The 14,565-nt window shown below is 73.1% G+C and carries 12 protein-coding genes and 2 pseudogenes; 5 read left to right on the top strand and 9 right to left on the bottom strand.

From position 1 onward, the window contains the following. On the bottom strand, nt 1–338 hold a 338-nt coding region (locus AB0912_RS32000), incomplete at its 3' end, for a winged helix-turn-helix domain-containing protein (RefSeq protein ID WP_366706077.1). 48 nt (nt 339–386) lie between these two features. Between AB0912_RS32000 and AB0912_RS31995 the strand changes: the two are divergent. Then, nucleotides 387–1,550: pseudogene (locus tag AB0912_RS31995) on the top strand (DMT family transporter); the annotation flags it as partial. Here the strand turns inward: AB0912_RS31995 and AB0912_RS31990 are convergent. Next, on the bottom strand, nt 1,437–2,267 hold the full coding sequence (locus tag AB0912_RS31990) for an alpha/beta fold hydrolase (RefSeq protein WP_366706075.1): 831 nt from the start codon (nt 2,265–2,267) through the stop codon (nt 1,437–1,439). The pseudogene AB0912_RS31995 and the gene AB0912_RS31990 overlap by 114 nt on opposite strands. A 183-nt stretch (nt 2,268–2,450) precedes the next feature. Between AB0912_RS31990 and AB0912_RS31985 the strand changes: the two genes are divergently transcribed. Continuing rightward, nucleotides 2,451–3,335, top strand: a complete 885-nt coding sequence (locus AB0912_RS31985) for an RNA polymerase sigma-70 factor (RefSeq protein WP_366706073.1) — start codon at nt 2,451–2,453, stop codon at nt 3,333–3,335. 351 nt (nt 3,336–3,686) lie between these two features. Next, nucleotides 3,687–4,448, top strand: coding sequence for a GntR family transcriptional regulator (locus AB0912_RS31980; RefSeq protein WP_366706071.1), 762 nt, complete (start codon nt 3,687–3,689; stop codon nt 4,446–4,448). Nucleotides 4,449–4,563: 115 nt separating this feature from the next. On the opposite strand, the gene AB0912_RS31975 is transcribed toward AB0912_RS31980, so the two are convergent. The 6 genes and pseudogenes from AB0912_RS31975 to AB0912_RS31950 all read right to left on the bottom strand — a co-directional run bounded on the left by AB0912_RS31975 (nt 4,564) and on the right by AB0912_RS31950 (nt 10,148). After that, nucleotides 4,564–5,721, bottom strand: a complete 1,158-nt coding sequence (locus tag AB0912_RS31975; protein ID WP_366706069.1) for an ROK family transcriptional regulator — start codon at nt 5,719–5,721, stop codon at nt 4,564–4,566. A gap of 98 nt (nt 5,722–5,819) precedes the next feature. Then, nucleotides 5,820–6,002: pseudogene (locus AB0912_RS31970) on the bottom strand (helix-turn-helix transcriptional regulator); the annotation flags it as partial. 1,016 nt (nt 6,003–7,018) lie between these two features. Beyond that, the gene (gene mug / locus AB0912_RS31965) at nt 7,019–7,567 is read right to left on the bottom strand and encodes a G/U mismatch-specific DNA glycosylase (RefSeq protein WP_366706083.1); all 549 of its coding nucleotides are present in this window, start codon (nt 7,565–7,567) and stop codon (nt 7,019–7,021) included. After that, the gene (purB, locus tag AB0912_RS31960) at nt 7,564–9,006 is read right to left on the bottom strand and encodes an adenylosuccinate lyase (protein ID WP_366706067.1); all 1,443 of its coding nucleotides are present in this window, start codon (nt 9,004–9,006) and stop codon (nt 7,564–7,566) included. Before purB ends, mug begins: the two co-directional genes overlap by 4 nt. Before the next feature lie 83 nt (nt 9,007–9,089). After that, nucleotides 9,090–9,665: a hypothetical protein gene (locus AB0912_RS31955; protein ID WP_366706065.1), complete on the bottom strand. Its 576-nt coding sequence runs from the start codon at nt 9,663–9,665 to the stop codon at nt 9,090–9,092. 6 nt (nt 9,666–9,671) lie between these two features. Next, on the bottom strand, nt 9,672–10,148 hold the full coding sequence (locus tag AB0912_RS31950) for a transcriptional regulator (RefSeq protein WP_366706063.1): 477 nt from the start codon (nt 10,146–10,148) through the stop codon (nt 9,672–9,674). 359 nt (nt 10,149–10,507) lie between these two features. On the opposite strand from AB0912_RS31950, the gene AB0912_RS31945 reads away from it, so the two are divergent. Together AB0912_RS31945 and AB0912_RS31940 are read left to right on the top strand one after the other, a co-directional pair. Continuing rightward, nucleotides 10,508–11,089 (top strand): sigma-70 family RNA polymerase sigma factor, encoded by a 582-nt coding sequence (locus AB0912_RS31945; RefSeq protein WP_366706061.1) that lies wholly within the window; start codon nt 10,508–10,510, stop codon nt 11,087–11,089. Continuing rightward, a complete protein-coding gene (locus AB0912_RS31940; protein ID WP_366706059.1) occupies nt 11,086–12,675 on the top strand; it encodes a BN159_2729 family protein in 1,590 nt (529 codons plus the stop codon). The genes AB0912_RS31945 and AB0912_RS31940 overlap by 4 nt, the downstream gene beginning before the upstream one ends. A gap of 833 nt (nt 12,676–13,508) precedes the next feature. Here the strand turns inward: AB0912_RS31940 and AB0912_RS31935 are convergent. Then, complete coding sequence (locus AB0912_RS31935; RefSeq protein ID WP_366706057.1) at nt 13,509–14,363, bottom strand: SGNH/GDSL hydrolase family protein; 855 nt, start codon at nt 14,361–14,363, stop codon at nt 13,509–13,511. Between the last annotated feature and the right edge of the window lie 202 nt (nt 14,364–14,565).

Raw genomic sequence — 14,565 nt, 5'->3', positions numbered from 1 at the left:
CGCGGGACCACGGCGCGGGCCGCGCCGCCGACCCAGGTGCCGGCTCCCCGGCCGCTGCGCAGATACCCCTCGGCGACGAGTTGCTCGTACGCCTCGGTGACCAGCCCCCGGGACACGCCCAGGTCACCCGCCAGCGCCCGGCTGGACGGCAACCGCGTGCCGGGGGCGAGCCGTCCGGACCGGACCGCCTCGCGCAGCGCGGCCTGAAGCGCACGTCCCCGCGCGCGTGCCGGTGCCGCCGCGGCCGGCAGGAGCAGTTCCCAGGCGGCCGTCCAGGGCGCCCCACCGGACGGACCCGGCTCGGGCGGCTCGCCGTGATTGGTCCCCGATGACGTCATGGAAGTGGACCTTAAACCGGACCACACCCTCCTCGTAGCGTCACCGGCATGAACGCCACCACCACGCGGGGCGCCCTGCTCGCCGCCCTGGCCTGCGTCCTCGTCGGCGGGTCCTTCACCGCCAACAGCCTCCTCGGCCACTACCCCTACGGCGGCGGCCAGTTCCTCCGCTACGGCCTCGCCTGCGTCCTGCTGCTGCCCCTGCTGGGCCGGCGCGGCACGGCCCCGCTGCGCCTGCTCGACGCCCGCCAGTGGACGCGCCTCGCCCTGCTCGCGGCCGTCGGGATGGTCGGCTTCAACCTCGCGGTGCTCGCCGCCGAACGCACGGCGGAACCGGCGGTTCCGGGCGTCCTCGTGGGCTGCGCGCCGGTCGTCGTGGCCGTTCTCGTGCCCCTTCTGGAGGGCCGCCGCCCCCGGCACCGGGTGCTCTACGGGGCGGCGCTCGTCGCCCTGGGCGCCTTCACCGTCCAGGGCTGGGGGCGCACCGACGGCGCCGGGATCGCGTACTCGGCCGGCGCGCTCGCCGGGGAGGTCGGTTTCGCCGTACTGGCCGTCCCCGTGCTGCGGCCGCTCGGGCCACGGCTGTTGTCGGCCACGGTGTGCGGGCTCGCGGCCGTCGAGTCGGCGGCGGCCGGGCTGGTCATGGACGGCCGGGCGTGGCTGCGGATGCCGGACGCCACCGAGACGGCAGCGCTGCTGTGGCAGGCGGCGGTCGTCACCGTGGTCGGGTTCGTCTGCTGGTACATGGGCATGCAGCGCATCGGCGCCGAGCGCGCCACGCTCTTCTCCGGCCTCATCCCCGTCGCGGCGGCCGCCACCGCCCCTCTCGTGGGCACCGGCGCCTACGGCGCCGCCCAGGCCGTCGGCAGCGCCCTTGTGGGCGTCGGAGTGGCCCTGGGGTCGGGGGCGTTGAGCACCGTGACCGCCCGGCGTCCGGTCCGCGCGGGCGTGTCGAGTGCCGGACGCGGGAAGACGCGGGCGGTCGTACGGGACGGGCGACGGGCGGTCGTACGGGACGGGCGTCCGAAGGCGGGGGCGCTCGCCGGTGACGGCGACGGCCGGCACCGGACCGCACCCGGGGGAGCGGGGCGCGCTCCTTCAGCGGCTGCCGTCGAGCAGGACGCGGGCGACGAGGGCCGGGTCGTCGTTCATCGGGACGTGACCGCAGCCGGGCAGCCGCACCAGCCGGGCCCGCGGAATGATCTGCTTGGCGCGGACACCCTGACGGCGCACCAGGAGCCGGTCCCGGGTGCCCCAGGCCACGGTGACGGGCAGCGCCGGGATGTCGTCGGTGAACTGCACCGTCGTCCCCGCGCGCAGGGTCTCGGTGAACGCCTCGGCGTTGGCCAGCGCGAGGGTCTCGGCGACGACGGCCTCGGGTGAGCGGCGGGCGGGGCGGGCGTAGATGCTGCTGGTCAGGACCGTCCGTCCGGCAGCCGAGCGCGAGAGCCGCTCGACGACCGGGACCGGCATACGCCGGGCCGCCTGACGCATGGCGAGCAGCACCCCGAAGGCGTACCGCCGCTCGACCGGCGACCAGAAACCGGCGGGCGAGAACGTCGTGACGGACCGCACGCGCTTCTCGCGGCCCAGTTCCAGGGCCAGCAGCCCGCCCAGCGAGTTCCCGGCCACATGCGGCCGTTCGACCCCCAGCGCCTCGCACAGCGCGCCGAGCACGGGCACCACCGTCGACAGGTCGTGCGACAGCCCGTCCGGGAGCGCAGGGGACGCGCCGAAGCCCGGAAGGTCGACGGCGATGACGTCCCGCTCGGCCGCGATCAGCGGAATCACCGGGTCCCAGGCCTGCCGGTGGTGCCCGATCCCGTGCAGCAGAAGGAGCGGTTCGCCGCTGCCCACGCGCGCGTAGGACAACGTGACCGTCTTCGGGCCGCTGGAGGTGGGGACGCTGAAGGAGACCGTGTCGGACATGGGGCTGCTCCTCGTCTGGGACGCCGGTGAAGGCCTGACTCGTAGACAGCTTGTCAGCAACTGCTACCGACGGGTAGCCCCCGTTCTCCATCAACCGCGCGGGCCCCGCCGGACGGCCCGTCCGCGCGGTCACGGCGGTGAATTCGCCTGGACAGGCGAGGGCGCGTCGGGTGGGATGGTGCGGTGGCAACCGACACCGCGACCGATGTCTTCGAAGAACACCGGCCCGTACTGACGGGCGTGGCCTACCGCATGCTCGGGCGTGTCGCCGACGCCGAGGACGTGGTCCAGGAGGCGTGGCTGCGCTGGTCCGCGGCCGACCGCTCCGAGGTGCGCGAACCGCGCGCCTACCTCGTGCGGGTCACCACCCGCCTCGCCATCGACCGGCTCCGCCAGGTCCAGTCGCGGCACGAGGCCTACGTCGGACCATGGCTCCCCGAGCCCTATGTCACCGACTTCGCCGGCACCGTCGAGGACACCGCCGAACGGGCCGTCCTCGCCGACACCGTCTCCCTCGCCGTCCTCGTGGTCCTGGAGTCCCTCTCGCCCCTGGAACGCGCGGTGTTCGTCCTCAGGGAGGCCTTCGGCTACCCCTACGCCGACATCGCGACGATTCTCGACCGGGGGGAACCGGCGGTGCGCCAGCTCGCCGGGCGGGCCCGCCGGCACGTCGAGGAGCGACGCCCGCGCTACGAGGTCGACCCGGCCGAACGCCGTGACCTCACCGAACGGTTCCTCGCCGCCGCCGAAAAGGGCGACCTGGAGGGGCTGATGACCCTGCTGGCGCCGGACGCGCGCCTGATCGGCGACAGCGGAGGCCTCTCCAAGGCGCCCCTGCGTGTCCTCGAAACCGCCGACAAGATCAGCCGCTTCATCGTCGGGGCCGCCCGGAAGGGGCCGCACGACCTCTCGTTCCGCTTCCTCGAACTCAACGGCGGCTTCGCGGCGGTCGCCCTGTCCGGCGGCAGACCCGACACCGTCTTCCAACTGGACGTCGCCGACGGACGCATCGCCTGCGTCTATGTCATCCGCAACCCGGAGAAGCTGGTCTCCCTCGCCGCCGACTAGTCCGCACCGGCTCCGCCGGCCCGAAGTACTGCACTGCCGAAGTATCGCAGTTCCGAAGTACCGCAGTTCCGAAGTACCGCAGAGCCGAAGTACCGCAGCGCCGAAGCGTCCGACCCGCCGCGAAAGCCCCCGCCTTCCTGGACGGGGGCTTTCGGCGTTGTGTCGCGAACGTCTCCCAGCGCGAACGCCCCGTGAACGCTCTGCTGCAACACGCCCGTGCGTTCCCCAAGGATCGAGGATTGGTCTTGACCAAGGGTGGGGTCGGCCCTATGGTCGCAGGGATAGTGCAGGAACCTTTAATAAACAAGGGCGCTAAAACGCCGCAGGGACACGGCGATTGCGGAGGACAGGGTGGGGACCACGCAGTTGGAAACGGTGCCGGAACCGAAGTACTGGCATCTCAAGACCGTGCTCAGCGAGGCACTGGACTCCGAGTTCACCGTGGGCGAGATCCTGCCCAACGAACGTGATCTGGCGGCCCGCTTCGGCGTCGCCCGGGCCACCCTGCGCCAGGCGCTCGAACAGCTCGAACTCGAAGGACGGCTACAGCGCCGCCGGGGTGTGGGCACCACGGTCGCCCCGCCGCGCGTGGGCGTGGCCGTAGGAACCGAACAGCACGTGTGGCCCGGGGCGGCGGGGGACGCCTGGCAGGCCGCTGACTGCGTCCTCGCGGCACCGCCCGCCCCGGTGGCCGGGGTTCTGGAGACCGCCGAGGGCGAGCCGGTGCACACCGTGCGCCGGTCCCGCGTGACGCACGGTCAGCCCGTCGCCGCCGAGCTGCTCTACATCCCGGCGTCCTCGGTCCCCGACCTGTCCGCCATCGACGCGCCCTCGGGGGCGGCACGCGCGCGTGCGGTGCTGCGCGAGTTGCAGCGGCTGGAGCTGGCGGGCCAGGACCGTGCCGTCGAGCTGGGCTCGGCCCGCGCGGACGACGCCCGGGAGCTGGACCGGCTGCCCGGCGCGCCGGTTCTCGTCGTCACGACCCGCTTCTTCGCGCGGGGGCGCACCGCCGCGGTCTCCGTGGCGACCTACCGCGCGGATACCTGCCGGCTCACCTTCGGCGACTCCGGCCGGGTGGAGATCCACCACGACCCGGAGCGCCGCGCCTCCTGACCGGCCCCGCCGGGGCCGCGCGCCCCGTCGAGCCGCACCTCGCCACGGCCCCGCGCCCCGGAACCCTCCGGGGCGCGAGCCGTTCCATGCCGTCGCCGCTTCCCGGGGCGCCGGGTCAGCGGCGGGCCGTCACCGTTCCCTCCACGGCGAAGAGCTGCTCCTCGACGTGGTCCAGAGCCAGCCGCAGGGCCCCCGTCGCGATGGCCGCCTCACCGAGCAGCGAGAGCGTCACCTTCGGCGGGCGCAGACAGTAGCGGGCCAACTCCCGCCGCAGAGGCTCCAGTACGCCGTCCAGGCCGGCCGCCCAGCCGCCGATGACCACCAGCTCCGGGTCGAGGGCGAGGACGAGCGCGGCCACGTCGTGCACGAGCCGCTGGATGAACCGGTCGACGGCGGCGCGGGAGCGCTGGTCGCCGTCCTTGGCCAGCGCGAAGACCTTGGCGACCGCCTGTTCGTCCAACGGGTGCAGCGGCTCGTCCGTGGTCGACAACAGGGTCTCGGGCGTCACGTCACGGCCCAGCAGGTGCAGCGCGCCGATCTCCCCGGCCGCGCCGCCGTAGCCCCGGTGCAGCCGCCCGCCGATCAGCGAACCGGCGCCCGGACTCAGCCCGGCGAGGACGAACACGACGTCGTCGGTCTCGGTCGCCGCGCCCTTCCAGTGCTCGGCGACCGCCGCCGCGTTGGCGTCGTTCTCCACGAGCACCGGGCACTTGAAGGACCGGCTCAGCCGCTCGCCCAGCGGCAGGCCCGTCCACTCCGGCAGCGCCGTGCCGAGGCGCACGGTTCCGTCCGCCTCCACGATGCCGGGGCTGCCGACCCCCACCGCGCGGAGCGAGCTGCGGGCCACCCCGGCCCGGCGCAGCAGCTCGGCGACCGCGAGCCGCAGCCGTTCCAGACGCTCGTCGGCCGACGCCGTCTCGTCCACGTCCTTCGCCATCGCGCCCATGACCCGGCCGTCCAGGTCCGAGAGCAGCGCGGCGACGCGGTGCGGGCCGATCTCCAGGCCCAGCAGATGCCCCGCCTCGGCCCGGAACCGGTAGCGGCGTGCCGGGCGGCCCTGGCGACGCGTGGCGCCCTCCTCGGCCGCCTGCTCCACGACCAGCCCGTTCTCGATGAGCCCCTCGACGACGCCCTCGACGGTGGGCCGCGACAGGCCCGTCACCCGGGTGATCTCGGTGAGGGTCGCGCAGTCCGCCGCGCGCAGGGCGTGCAGCACCACCGCGGAATTGATCCGTCGCAGCAGAGAGGGATCCCCGCCGGTCAACCGCCCCAACGTCCGTCCTCCCAGCTCGTGCGCGTGTTGGCCGGATCGTACTCGGCGCCGGAGACCCCGGCGAGTGCCGGGGACCATTTCCACATCACGGGTCGGCCTCAGCCCGGCGCCACGAAGCCCGACTCGTACGCCGCGATGACCGCCTGCGTACAGTCCCGGGCGCCCGGCTTCGCCGGTACGGCGCTGACGTGCGACTTGACCGTCTCCGTCCCCACGACGAGCCGCGCGGCGATCTCCGCGTTCGACAGACCGCCGGCCATCAGCCGCAGCACGTCCGCCTCCAGCACGGCGCGGGGCCCCGCTGGTACGAGGGGTTCGTCGTCGACGAGAAGGACGGTGAACGGCATCGGGCCAGCGTAGATCAACTCACCGGCAGCTCGGCGCGCGCCTGCCAGTCCCCAGCATCCGGGCCGATGCTCGCACGGCCGCCGGGCAGCGCGGCCGTACTGCGCGGCGGGTGGCCACGTTGAGCATCCCGCGGACGGCGTCCTCGGCTCCTGGAGCGGGCTCGCCGTGACCGCCCTGTGGACGGCGGTGGCGCTCGGCGCCGGAGCCCGGAGGGTCCGACGCCGGGACGCCCTGACCCCGAAGGGTCCGACGCCGGGACGCCTGACCCCGAAGGGTTCCTGACGCCTCACCAATTGTCAGTGCCGGGCGCTTTACTGGAGGCCATGACCATCGCACGGCATCTCGCCACGATCGACCGGCTGTGCTCCGAGGATTTCCTCGCGGAGCACGGCCGCTCCGGCGCGGGCACCGTCGGCCCCGGTTGTCACCTCGCCGGGTTGGTGACCAGCGAGGACGTCGGGGACTCCGACGGCTCGGCGCCCGCAGACGGAGGAGTAGTTCGACGCCGAGCGCGACGGACTCTCGGCGCTGCTCACCGGGCGGTGGTGGCCGCCGCGGCACGTCAGCCTGGCCGGCGTCTTCGAGCGGTCGGCCGGTGGCGAGGACATAGCGGAGCCCTGGGGCGCGCTGAGTTCCCAGGTGCCGGGCGTGCACCTGTGGCGGGCGGCGGGCCACGACCGCTGGATCGCCCTCGGCGCCGCGCACTGGAACCGCGACACGCCGTCCCAGTTCCTGGCCCTGATCACCGCGATAGACCCGCCGTGCCCCGGGGGGAGCGGGGGGCTGGTGCTCCGACGGCCACTGACTCGGCCACCCTCGGCGTCAGGACGGCCGCGGGTCCACGGGAAGCTTCCCCGCCGGATGATCACTGGCCCCCCGGAAAGCCTTGCCGCCGCCGGACGGTCACCGGGTCAGGGAGTCTCGCTGCCGGTCGGTCCCAGGCCCCGGCTCACGGAGTCTCGGCGGCCGACCGTAGTCTGCCGAACTCCTCGGCCATCGTCGCCGCCGTCCAATGCGCGTTGAGCCCGCTGGGGTTGGGCAGCACCCACACCCGGCTCGACCCGATCGTCCGCTCCTGCGGGCCGATCCGCGCCATACGGTCGTCGAAAGCCGTCCGGTACGCGGTCACGCCCACCACCGCCAGCCACTTCGGGCGCAGCCGTGTCACCTTCTCGGTGAGCAGCCGGCCGCCCTCGCGGTACTCCTCGGCGCTCAGCTCGTCTGCCCGTGCCGTCGCCCGCGCGACCACGTTGGTGATGCCGAGCCCGTAGGACGGCAACTCCGCCTGCTCGGCCGGCTTCATGAGCCGTGGGGTGAACCCGGACAGGTGCAGCACCGGCCAGAACCGGTTGCCGGGCCGGGCGAAGTGGTGGCCTGTGGCCGCCGACATCAGGCCCGGGTTGATGCCGCAGAAAAGCACCGAGAGGCCGTCCGCGACGACATCCGGCACGAGCCGGTCGCGGGCGGCCTCCAGGTCCGCGGGGGTCAGGCGCGTCAGAGGATCGCCCCCGGCGTGTAGCCCGCCGCCTCCGGGTGCTGCTTCAGGATTTCCTCGACGCGGGCCACCACGGCGGCGACCTGGTCGGCGGCGGCGCCCGTGAAGGACAGCTTGTCGGCCATCAGCGCGTCGAGCTGCGCCCGGTCCAGCGGGATGCGCTCGTCGGCGGCGAGCTTGTCGAGCAGCTCGTTGCGCTCCGCGCCCCGCTCACGCATCGCGAGGGCTGAGGCCACCGCGTTCTCCTTGATCGCCTCGTGGGCGACCTCGCGGCCGACCCCGGCACGCACCGCGCCCATCAGGACCTTGGTCGTCGCGAGGAACGGCAGGTAGCGGTCCAGCTCACGGGCCACCACGGCCGGGAACGCGCCGAACTCGTCGAGGACGGTCAGGAAGGTCTCCAGCAGACCGTCCAGCGCGAAGAACGCGTCCGGCAGCGCGACCCGGCGCACCACCGAGCAGGACACGTCGCCCTCGTTCCACTGGTCGCCCGCCAGCTCGCCCGTCATCGACGCGTAGCCGCGCAGGATGACCATCAGGCCGTTGACGCGCTCGCAGGAGCGGGTGTTCATCTTGTGCGGCATCGCGGAGGAGCCGACCTGGCCGGGCTTGAAACCCTCGGTGACCAGCTCGTGCCCGGCCATCAGCCGGATCGTCTTGGCGGTCGAGGACGGCGCGGCGGCGAGCTGCACCAGCGCGGTCACGACCTCGTAGTCCAGCGAGCGCGGGTAGACCTGGCCGACGGAGGTGAAGACCTCCGAGAAGCCCAGGTGCGCGGCGATCCGCTGCTCCAGCTCCGCGAGCTTGGCCGCGTCGCCGCCGAGCAGGTCGAGCATGTCCTGCGCCGTGCCGACGGGGCCCTTGATGCCGCGCAGCGGGTAGCGGCCGAGCAGTTCCTCGACCCGGCCGTACGCGACGAGCAGCTCGTCGGCGGCGGTCGCGAAACGCTTGCCCAGGGTGGTGGCCTGCGCCGCCACGTTGTGCGAGCGGCCCGCCATGACCAGCTCCGCGTACTCGGCGGAGAGCTTGCCCAGCCGGGCGAGGACGGCGACGGTACGGTCGCGCATCAGCTCCAGGGAGAGCCGGATCTGGAGCTGCTCGACGTTCTCCGTGAGGTCCCGGGACGTCATGCCCTTGTGGACGTGCTCGTGACCGGCGAGGTCGTTGAACTCCTCGATCCGGGCCTTCACGTCGTGCCGGGTGACCTTCTCGCGCTCGGCGATGGAGGCGAGGTCGACCTGGTCGAGGACCCGCTCGTAGTCGGCGAGGGCGGCGTCCGGCACCTCGATCCCGAGGTCCTTCTGGGCGCGCAGCACGGCCAGCCACAGCCGGCGCTCCAGGCGCACCTTCTGCTCGGGGGACCAGAGCGTGGCGAGCTCGGCGGAGGCGTAGCGTCCGGCGAGGACGTTGGGGATACGGGGCTTTGCAGGCGCGGCAGTCACGTGTAGGGAGCATACCGGCTGTACAGCGCCGGTCCCGTACCGCCGGGTCGGCCCTGGTGATCCCCGGACGGTGACCGCCGGGTTCACGATCCCGAGCGGGGCGGACGGGTCTCGTACCCCGCACGCGCGCGCGGATCGGTACGGGGCTGTTCGCTGCCGACGACGGCGCGCAGACCTCCGTACGTCCTGGTGGTGAAGCGATCGCGGGCCAGGCTGAGTTCGCTGGTGATCAACTGATTGCGCTCGTCGTTGACCTCCTCGATCTCCTGCATCAGTTGCGCGTTCCTGGCACGCAGCGCCGCGTTCGCGTCGCGCGCCTCGTCGACCGCCCTGGCATGACTGCCGAGCCGCATCGCGGTGAGGGCGGCGCTGCGCGCCAGCGCCTGTTCGCGCCGGGTCAGGTCCGCCTCCCGCGCCCGCATGTCCAGCTCAAGGCGCTTCCGCTGCTCCGCCAGCACGCCGAGGTCGTGCCGCGTGCGGGCGTCGGCCTGGCTGAGCGTGTGGCGCAGCAGGGCGGCCAGCAGCCCCGCGACGCCCACGGTCAGCAGAGCGCCTCCGACGGCGGCCAGTTCCCACGTCCGCTGCCAGACGCCCCCGCCGACGCATGTCACGCCGGCCGTGCAACTGGCGGTGGACGCGATTGCCAGTCTGTACGCCACGTTTCGTTACCCCCTTGCCGTGGCCCCCCGGTCGTCGTCTGCGTCGAGGTCCTTCTGCAGCTCGATCGCCTGGACGATGTTCCCGTTGAGCATCCTGCGGATTCTGAGATCGGTGATTCCCCACGCGTCCATGGCCTCCTCCGGGGTCAGGGGCGACGAGGCCACCTGCCGGACCGTCGGTGGCGGCCCGTGTTCCGGGGAGAGCATTCCGCTGTTGACCAGCATCTCCCGCTGGTCGAGACCGAGCACCGACGCCCATGTCGTCAGTTGCGAGGGGAGGGGGAGCGTCTTCCCCTCCAGGGTTCTGCTGATCGTCGTCAGGCTCACTCCGATCGCGACGGCCAGTTGGGCCCGGCCGCCGGCTCGTGGGCGGACGTCGTACCCGGCCGAGGTCGCGGCCTTCGTCAGGTACTCGCCGACCTTCCTTGCGAGAGCTTGTCGCTCACCGCGGGACTCGTGGGGGGACTCTTCCATGCTCCGCATACCCGGAGACTAGCGCGCACGCATGCAACTTGCATACGACTTGCGCGCGCTCGTCGTCGCAGGTCAATCGGCGCCGACGCGTCGCGACAAGCCAACAGACCGGGCTCGTACGCCAGTTCGCGGCAGAAAGTCGTGCGGCCGTACCGGTGAAGGAACTTGCGTGCGCGTGCGCAAGTTGCATATGTTGCATGACTGTGAGTTAGTCGCACGTATGCAAGTCCTGGTCGTGGGGGGTCTCTGCCTGGACCTCCATGGGGCTTTCGTGCACTGCTCCGGCGTCTGTCCGTCCGCCCGTCCGTCTGTCCGTCCGCCCGTCTGTCCGCTCACCACGGTTCATCCACTCATGAACGGAGTAGGCCTTGATCGCCGAGGCTAACGCCGCCACCCCGCGGTCCGACACCAGAGAACCGGCCCTGATCGCCCGTGCCCTCGCGGGCGACCGGGACGCCTTCGGGGACCTCTACGCACTGCACCACCCCGTGGTGCTCGCCTATGTGCAGCGCCGTGTGCGCAATCGGCAGGTCGCCGAGGACATCACCGGCGAGACCTTCCTGACCGCCTGGATGAAACGCGGCACCTTCACCTACCGCGGCGTCGGCTTCGTCGGATGGCTGATCACCATCGCGCGGAACAAGGTCATCGACCACTGCAAGAGCGCGCAGCGGCGGGAGTTCGTGGTCGAGGACCTGCTCGGCTTCGACGAGGACCTCACCGTCAGCACCGAGGACACCGTGCTGACCGGCCTGGACGAGGAGTTGCTGCGCCAGGCCCTCGGGCAACTGCGGCCGACGCAGCGCGAGGTCCTCACCCGGCGCTTCCTCATGGAGCTGTCGGTGCTGGAGACCGCCCGGCACATGGCGCGCACCGAGGGCGCGGTGAAGACGCTGCAGTTCCGGGCCCTGGCCAAGCTGCGCAGCGAGTACCTGGGAGTGGCGGCATGACCCCCGAAGCGGCGGGCCGCACCGCCGTCGAAGCGGATCTCGCCGAGCGACTCGGCGCATTCGCGCGAGAGTTCGTCGCCGAACTGGAGGCGCAGGGGCGACTGGTCGAGGCCGGCGGCGCCGGCGTCCTCGAACGGCTGCGGACCCAGGTCGAGGCCTGGCGGAACGGGCCGGAGTCCTACCGGGCGGCCGTGGACACGATCGTCGAGGACTGCGGCTACCCGAGCGAGGTCGCGATGCGCATCGCCACCGCGCTGAACCGCAAGGGGCTGCTCCCGGTCGGCGCGGAGCCCGAACCCCGGCACGACCGTGCGCCGACGGAGGCCCCCCTCGTACCCGGCGCGCGCGGCGCGATCGTCCTGCACCTCGCCGACCGGGGCGCGGGGCGGTATCTGGGGGAGAGGGGGCACGGAGAGGAGGGCCGTGGGCGCGGCGGCGAACCGGTTCTCGGCGGCGAACCGGTCTCCGGCGGTGAACCGGTCTCCGGAAGCGAGGACGCCGGTGAGCGGGCGGCGGCTCTCGAACGCGGGATCGGAGCCGAGCCCGAACCCGAGCACGAGCCCGAACCCGAGCACGAGCCCGAGCCGGAGCCCGAGCCGGAGGGGGAACACCGGATCGCCGCCGGTGAGTACGAGCCCGCGTACGGGTGTGAAGCCGCGGCGCGGAGACGCGAGACCGCGAATGGGCGTGAGGCCGCGTACGGACAGGAGGGCCGGTACCGACAGGAGGGCCCGTACGGGCACGACAGCGCGTACGGGCACGACAGCGCGTACGCGCTGGACGGCGGGCCCGCGTACGAAAGCGCGCCCGGCCCGGAGCTGCCGGCCATTCCCGAGCTGACGGCCATGCCCCATCCGGTGACCGCGCCCGAGCCGACGGCCATCCCCGATCCGGTCACCGCGCCCGAGCCGACGGCCATCCCCGATCCGGTCACCGGGCCCGAACCGATGGCCGTGCCTGGACCGGTAGCCGTTTCCGAGCCCGTGACCCTCCCCGAGCCGGTCGACGGGCAGGTTCCGCGGGTGCGACCAGCCGCCGCGCGGTCCCGTACCGCCGGATGGGACACCGCCTCCGCCCGCGCGGTCTCCGTCGCCGCGACCCTCCAGGCCGATCACCTCGCGCGCCTGGAGGCCATGCGGATCACGGCGGACGGGGAGCGCGTCACGGTGGCCGTCAAAGCCACCTGTCTCGCCGACTGGGAGTACTGGCTCGACGCGATCGGCGCGGCCAGAAACGTACGCACCCGCACGGCCGGGCACGCGCAGGTCGCCGCGGGGACCCTGGACGGCGTGGCGGTCCACCTCACCGCGCACGGCGTCCCCGAACTCCTCCAGGAGGCGAGCGACGCCGCGACCGACCCCTTCTACCTCTGGGGACGGATCTACGACCTCGGGATGGGCCAGACCGACCGGTCCGACCGCGTCTGGCTGGCACGCGGCCGACGTCAGGACGAGCGGGGTATGCCGCTGCTGGTCCTGCGCGGCACCGCCGGTCCGCCCTACCCCCTGGCCGCGATCGTCCTCGCGCACGGCCCGCTCACCCCCACACCCCTGCCCGCCGTCGACATCGACGCGGACAACGTGTAGCCGGCACCGTGCGGCTGAACCGCGCAGTTGGCACGGTGCACTCGGCGCCGCGCAGCCGAACCGCGCACTCGGCACCGCGCGTTCGGCGCCTGCGGTCGACCGGCGTGTTCGAGCCAGGGAACCCCCGCTTCCGGTGGTGGCCGTATCCCACCCGTAACGACCTGTGTCCGCCCGCACCCCGCGCCGGAGGTGCCCACCCTCTGCACCAGAAGAACCACGGCCCCCCGTCCACGGGACCACCGGAACCCCGTACTGCACCTGGCCCAGAACCGACCCGGCGGTCCGCGGGCGAGCGCCTTCGGCCTGGCTGGTTCTCGCCGCTCGGGGAAGGGTGACCGGGTGGCGTCGGTGGGGCACATCGGCCCTGATCCGCCCACCGATGGCGTGTCGGGGCGAAAAGGTACGAGTCCGCCGGTGCCCCGGACGCGCGTGCCGGCCGCCGGGTGCCGCCTCGCCCGTGGTGCCCAGGGGCGTACTTCTCAGGTCTCCGCAGGAGTGCCAGGATGCTGAACCCGGCCGGAACCGCCGGCCGCACTGTTGCTCGCCGCCCGCACCCGGGTGGTGGGACGGCTCCTTTCCATGCTCCGCAAAGCTGAAGGGGTCGTCGGCTGGGTCCGGCGCTCACGCCGGGCCCAGCCGTAGGTCTGGGGAGCGCGCGGCGTGAACCGTCCGTGAGCACCGCGCTGTCGAGCGCCCCTTGTGCGCCCTGTGAGGGCGGCTGCGTGACGCGCTAGCTTGCCCCTCATGCGGAGCATGGCCGCCGTGTCGCTCGACAGTTCCGGCAGTTCGTCAGAGAGGCACGGCGGAAGCCGCCCGGGAATCGCGCGCGGGGTTCAGCCGGTCTGTCCCACCGACTCGGTGCCGTGGGTTCCGGTGACAGGACCCTCGTGCGCGACAGGACCCTCATGTGCGACAGGCCCCTCGTAGGGGAGCAGTTCCGTGTGCTTCGGCGGGCGGCCGTCGCCGGACGAGCGGCCCGTCAGACGGCGTCCGATCCACGGCAGCAGATGCTGCCGGGCGAAACGGACGTCGGCGGTGCGGCGGGAGATCCAGCCGGGCAGTGTCGTAGGACCCATGGGGGTGCGCCACTCCGGGTCCTCGGCCTCGTACCCGAGCGTCTGCCACACGGCCTCCGCGACCCTGCGGTGCCCCTCGGCGGTCAGGTGCAGCCGGTCCACGTCCCACATGCGCGGGTCGGCGAGCGAGGGCGCGCCGTAGAGGTCGACCACCAGCGCGCCGTGCCGTGCGGCGAGGTCCTCGACGACGCCGAACAGCTCCTCCATGCGGGGACGGAAGCGTTCGAGGACCGGGCCGTTGCGGCCGGGGCTGCGCATCAGCACCAGTTGCCCGCAGGCCGGCGCGAGCCGCTCCACCGCCTCCTCCAGGAGCCCGCGGACGCGTCCCATGTCCACCTTGGGCCGCAGGGTGTCGTTCAGGCCGCCGACGAGGGTGATCACATCGGGGCGCATGGCGGCGGCGACGTCGACCTGCTCTGCGACGATCTGCCCGATCAGCTTGCCGCGCACCGCGAGGTTCGCGTAGCGGAACCCGGGGGTACGGGCCGCCATCCGGGCCGCGAGGAGATCCGCCCATCCTCGGTAGGAGCCGTCGGGCAACAGGTCCGACATGCCCTCGGTGAAGGAGTCGCCGACCGCGACAAGGCTGGTGTAGGTGGGATTCGTCTGCATGGCGGGAAAGATGGTAACCCGAACACATACTCATCGGTCGGTCGGGTCGGTCGGCTCGGTCGGGGGCCGCCGGCCCGGCCGCGGGCGGCACCGGTGGGCCGAATCCAGCGCCCCGACCGGCGCGCCAGGCAGGATTCGTCCCACCGTCCGGACCGGGCAGGGCGTCCCGTACCCGGCGCGCCCTGCCCCGCGACCCGCCGCA

The organism is Streptomyces sp. NPDC007084 (assembly GCF_040703595.1).
Lineage (GTDB): Bacteria > Actinomycetota > Actinomycetes > Streptomycetales > Streptomycetaceae > Streptomyces.
This window is presented reverse-complemented; position numbering and strand designations above follow the sequence as displayed.

Coding starts and splice junctions, on each gene's coding strand:
- AB0912_RS31990 (WP_366706075.1), bottom strand. CDS start 2,267: ATGTCCGACACGGTCTCCTTCAGCGTCCCCACCTCCAGCGGCCCGAAG.
- AB0912_RS31940 (WP_366706059.1), top strand. CDS start 11,086: ATGACCCCCGAAGCGGCGGGCCGCACCGCCGTCGAAGCGGATCTCGCC.
- AB0912_RS31935 (WP_366706057.1), bottom strand. CDS start 14,363: ATGCAGACGAATCCCACCTACACCAGCCTTGTCGCGGTCGGCGACTCC.
- AB0912_RS31950 (WP_366706063.1), bottom strand. CDS start 10,148: ATGCGGAGCATGGAAGAGTCCCCCCACGAGTCCCGCGGTGAGCGACAA.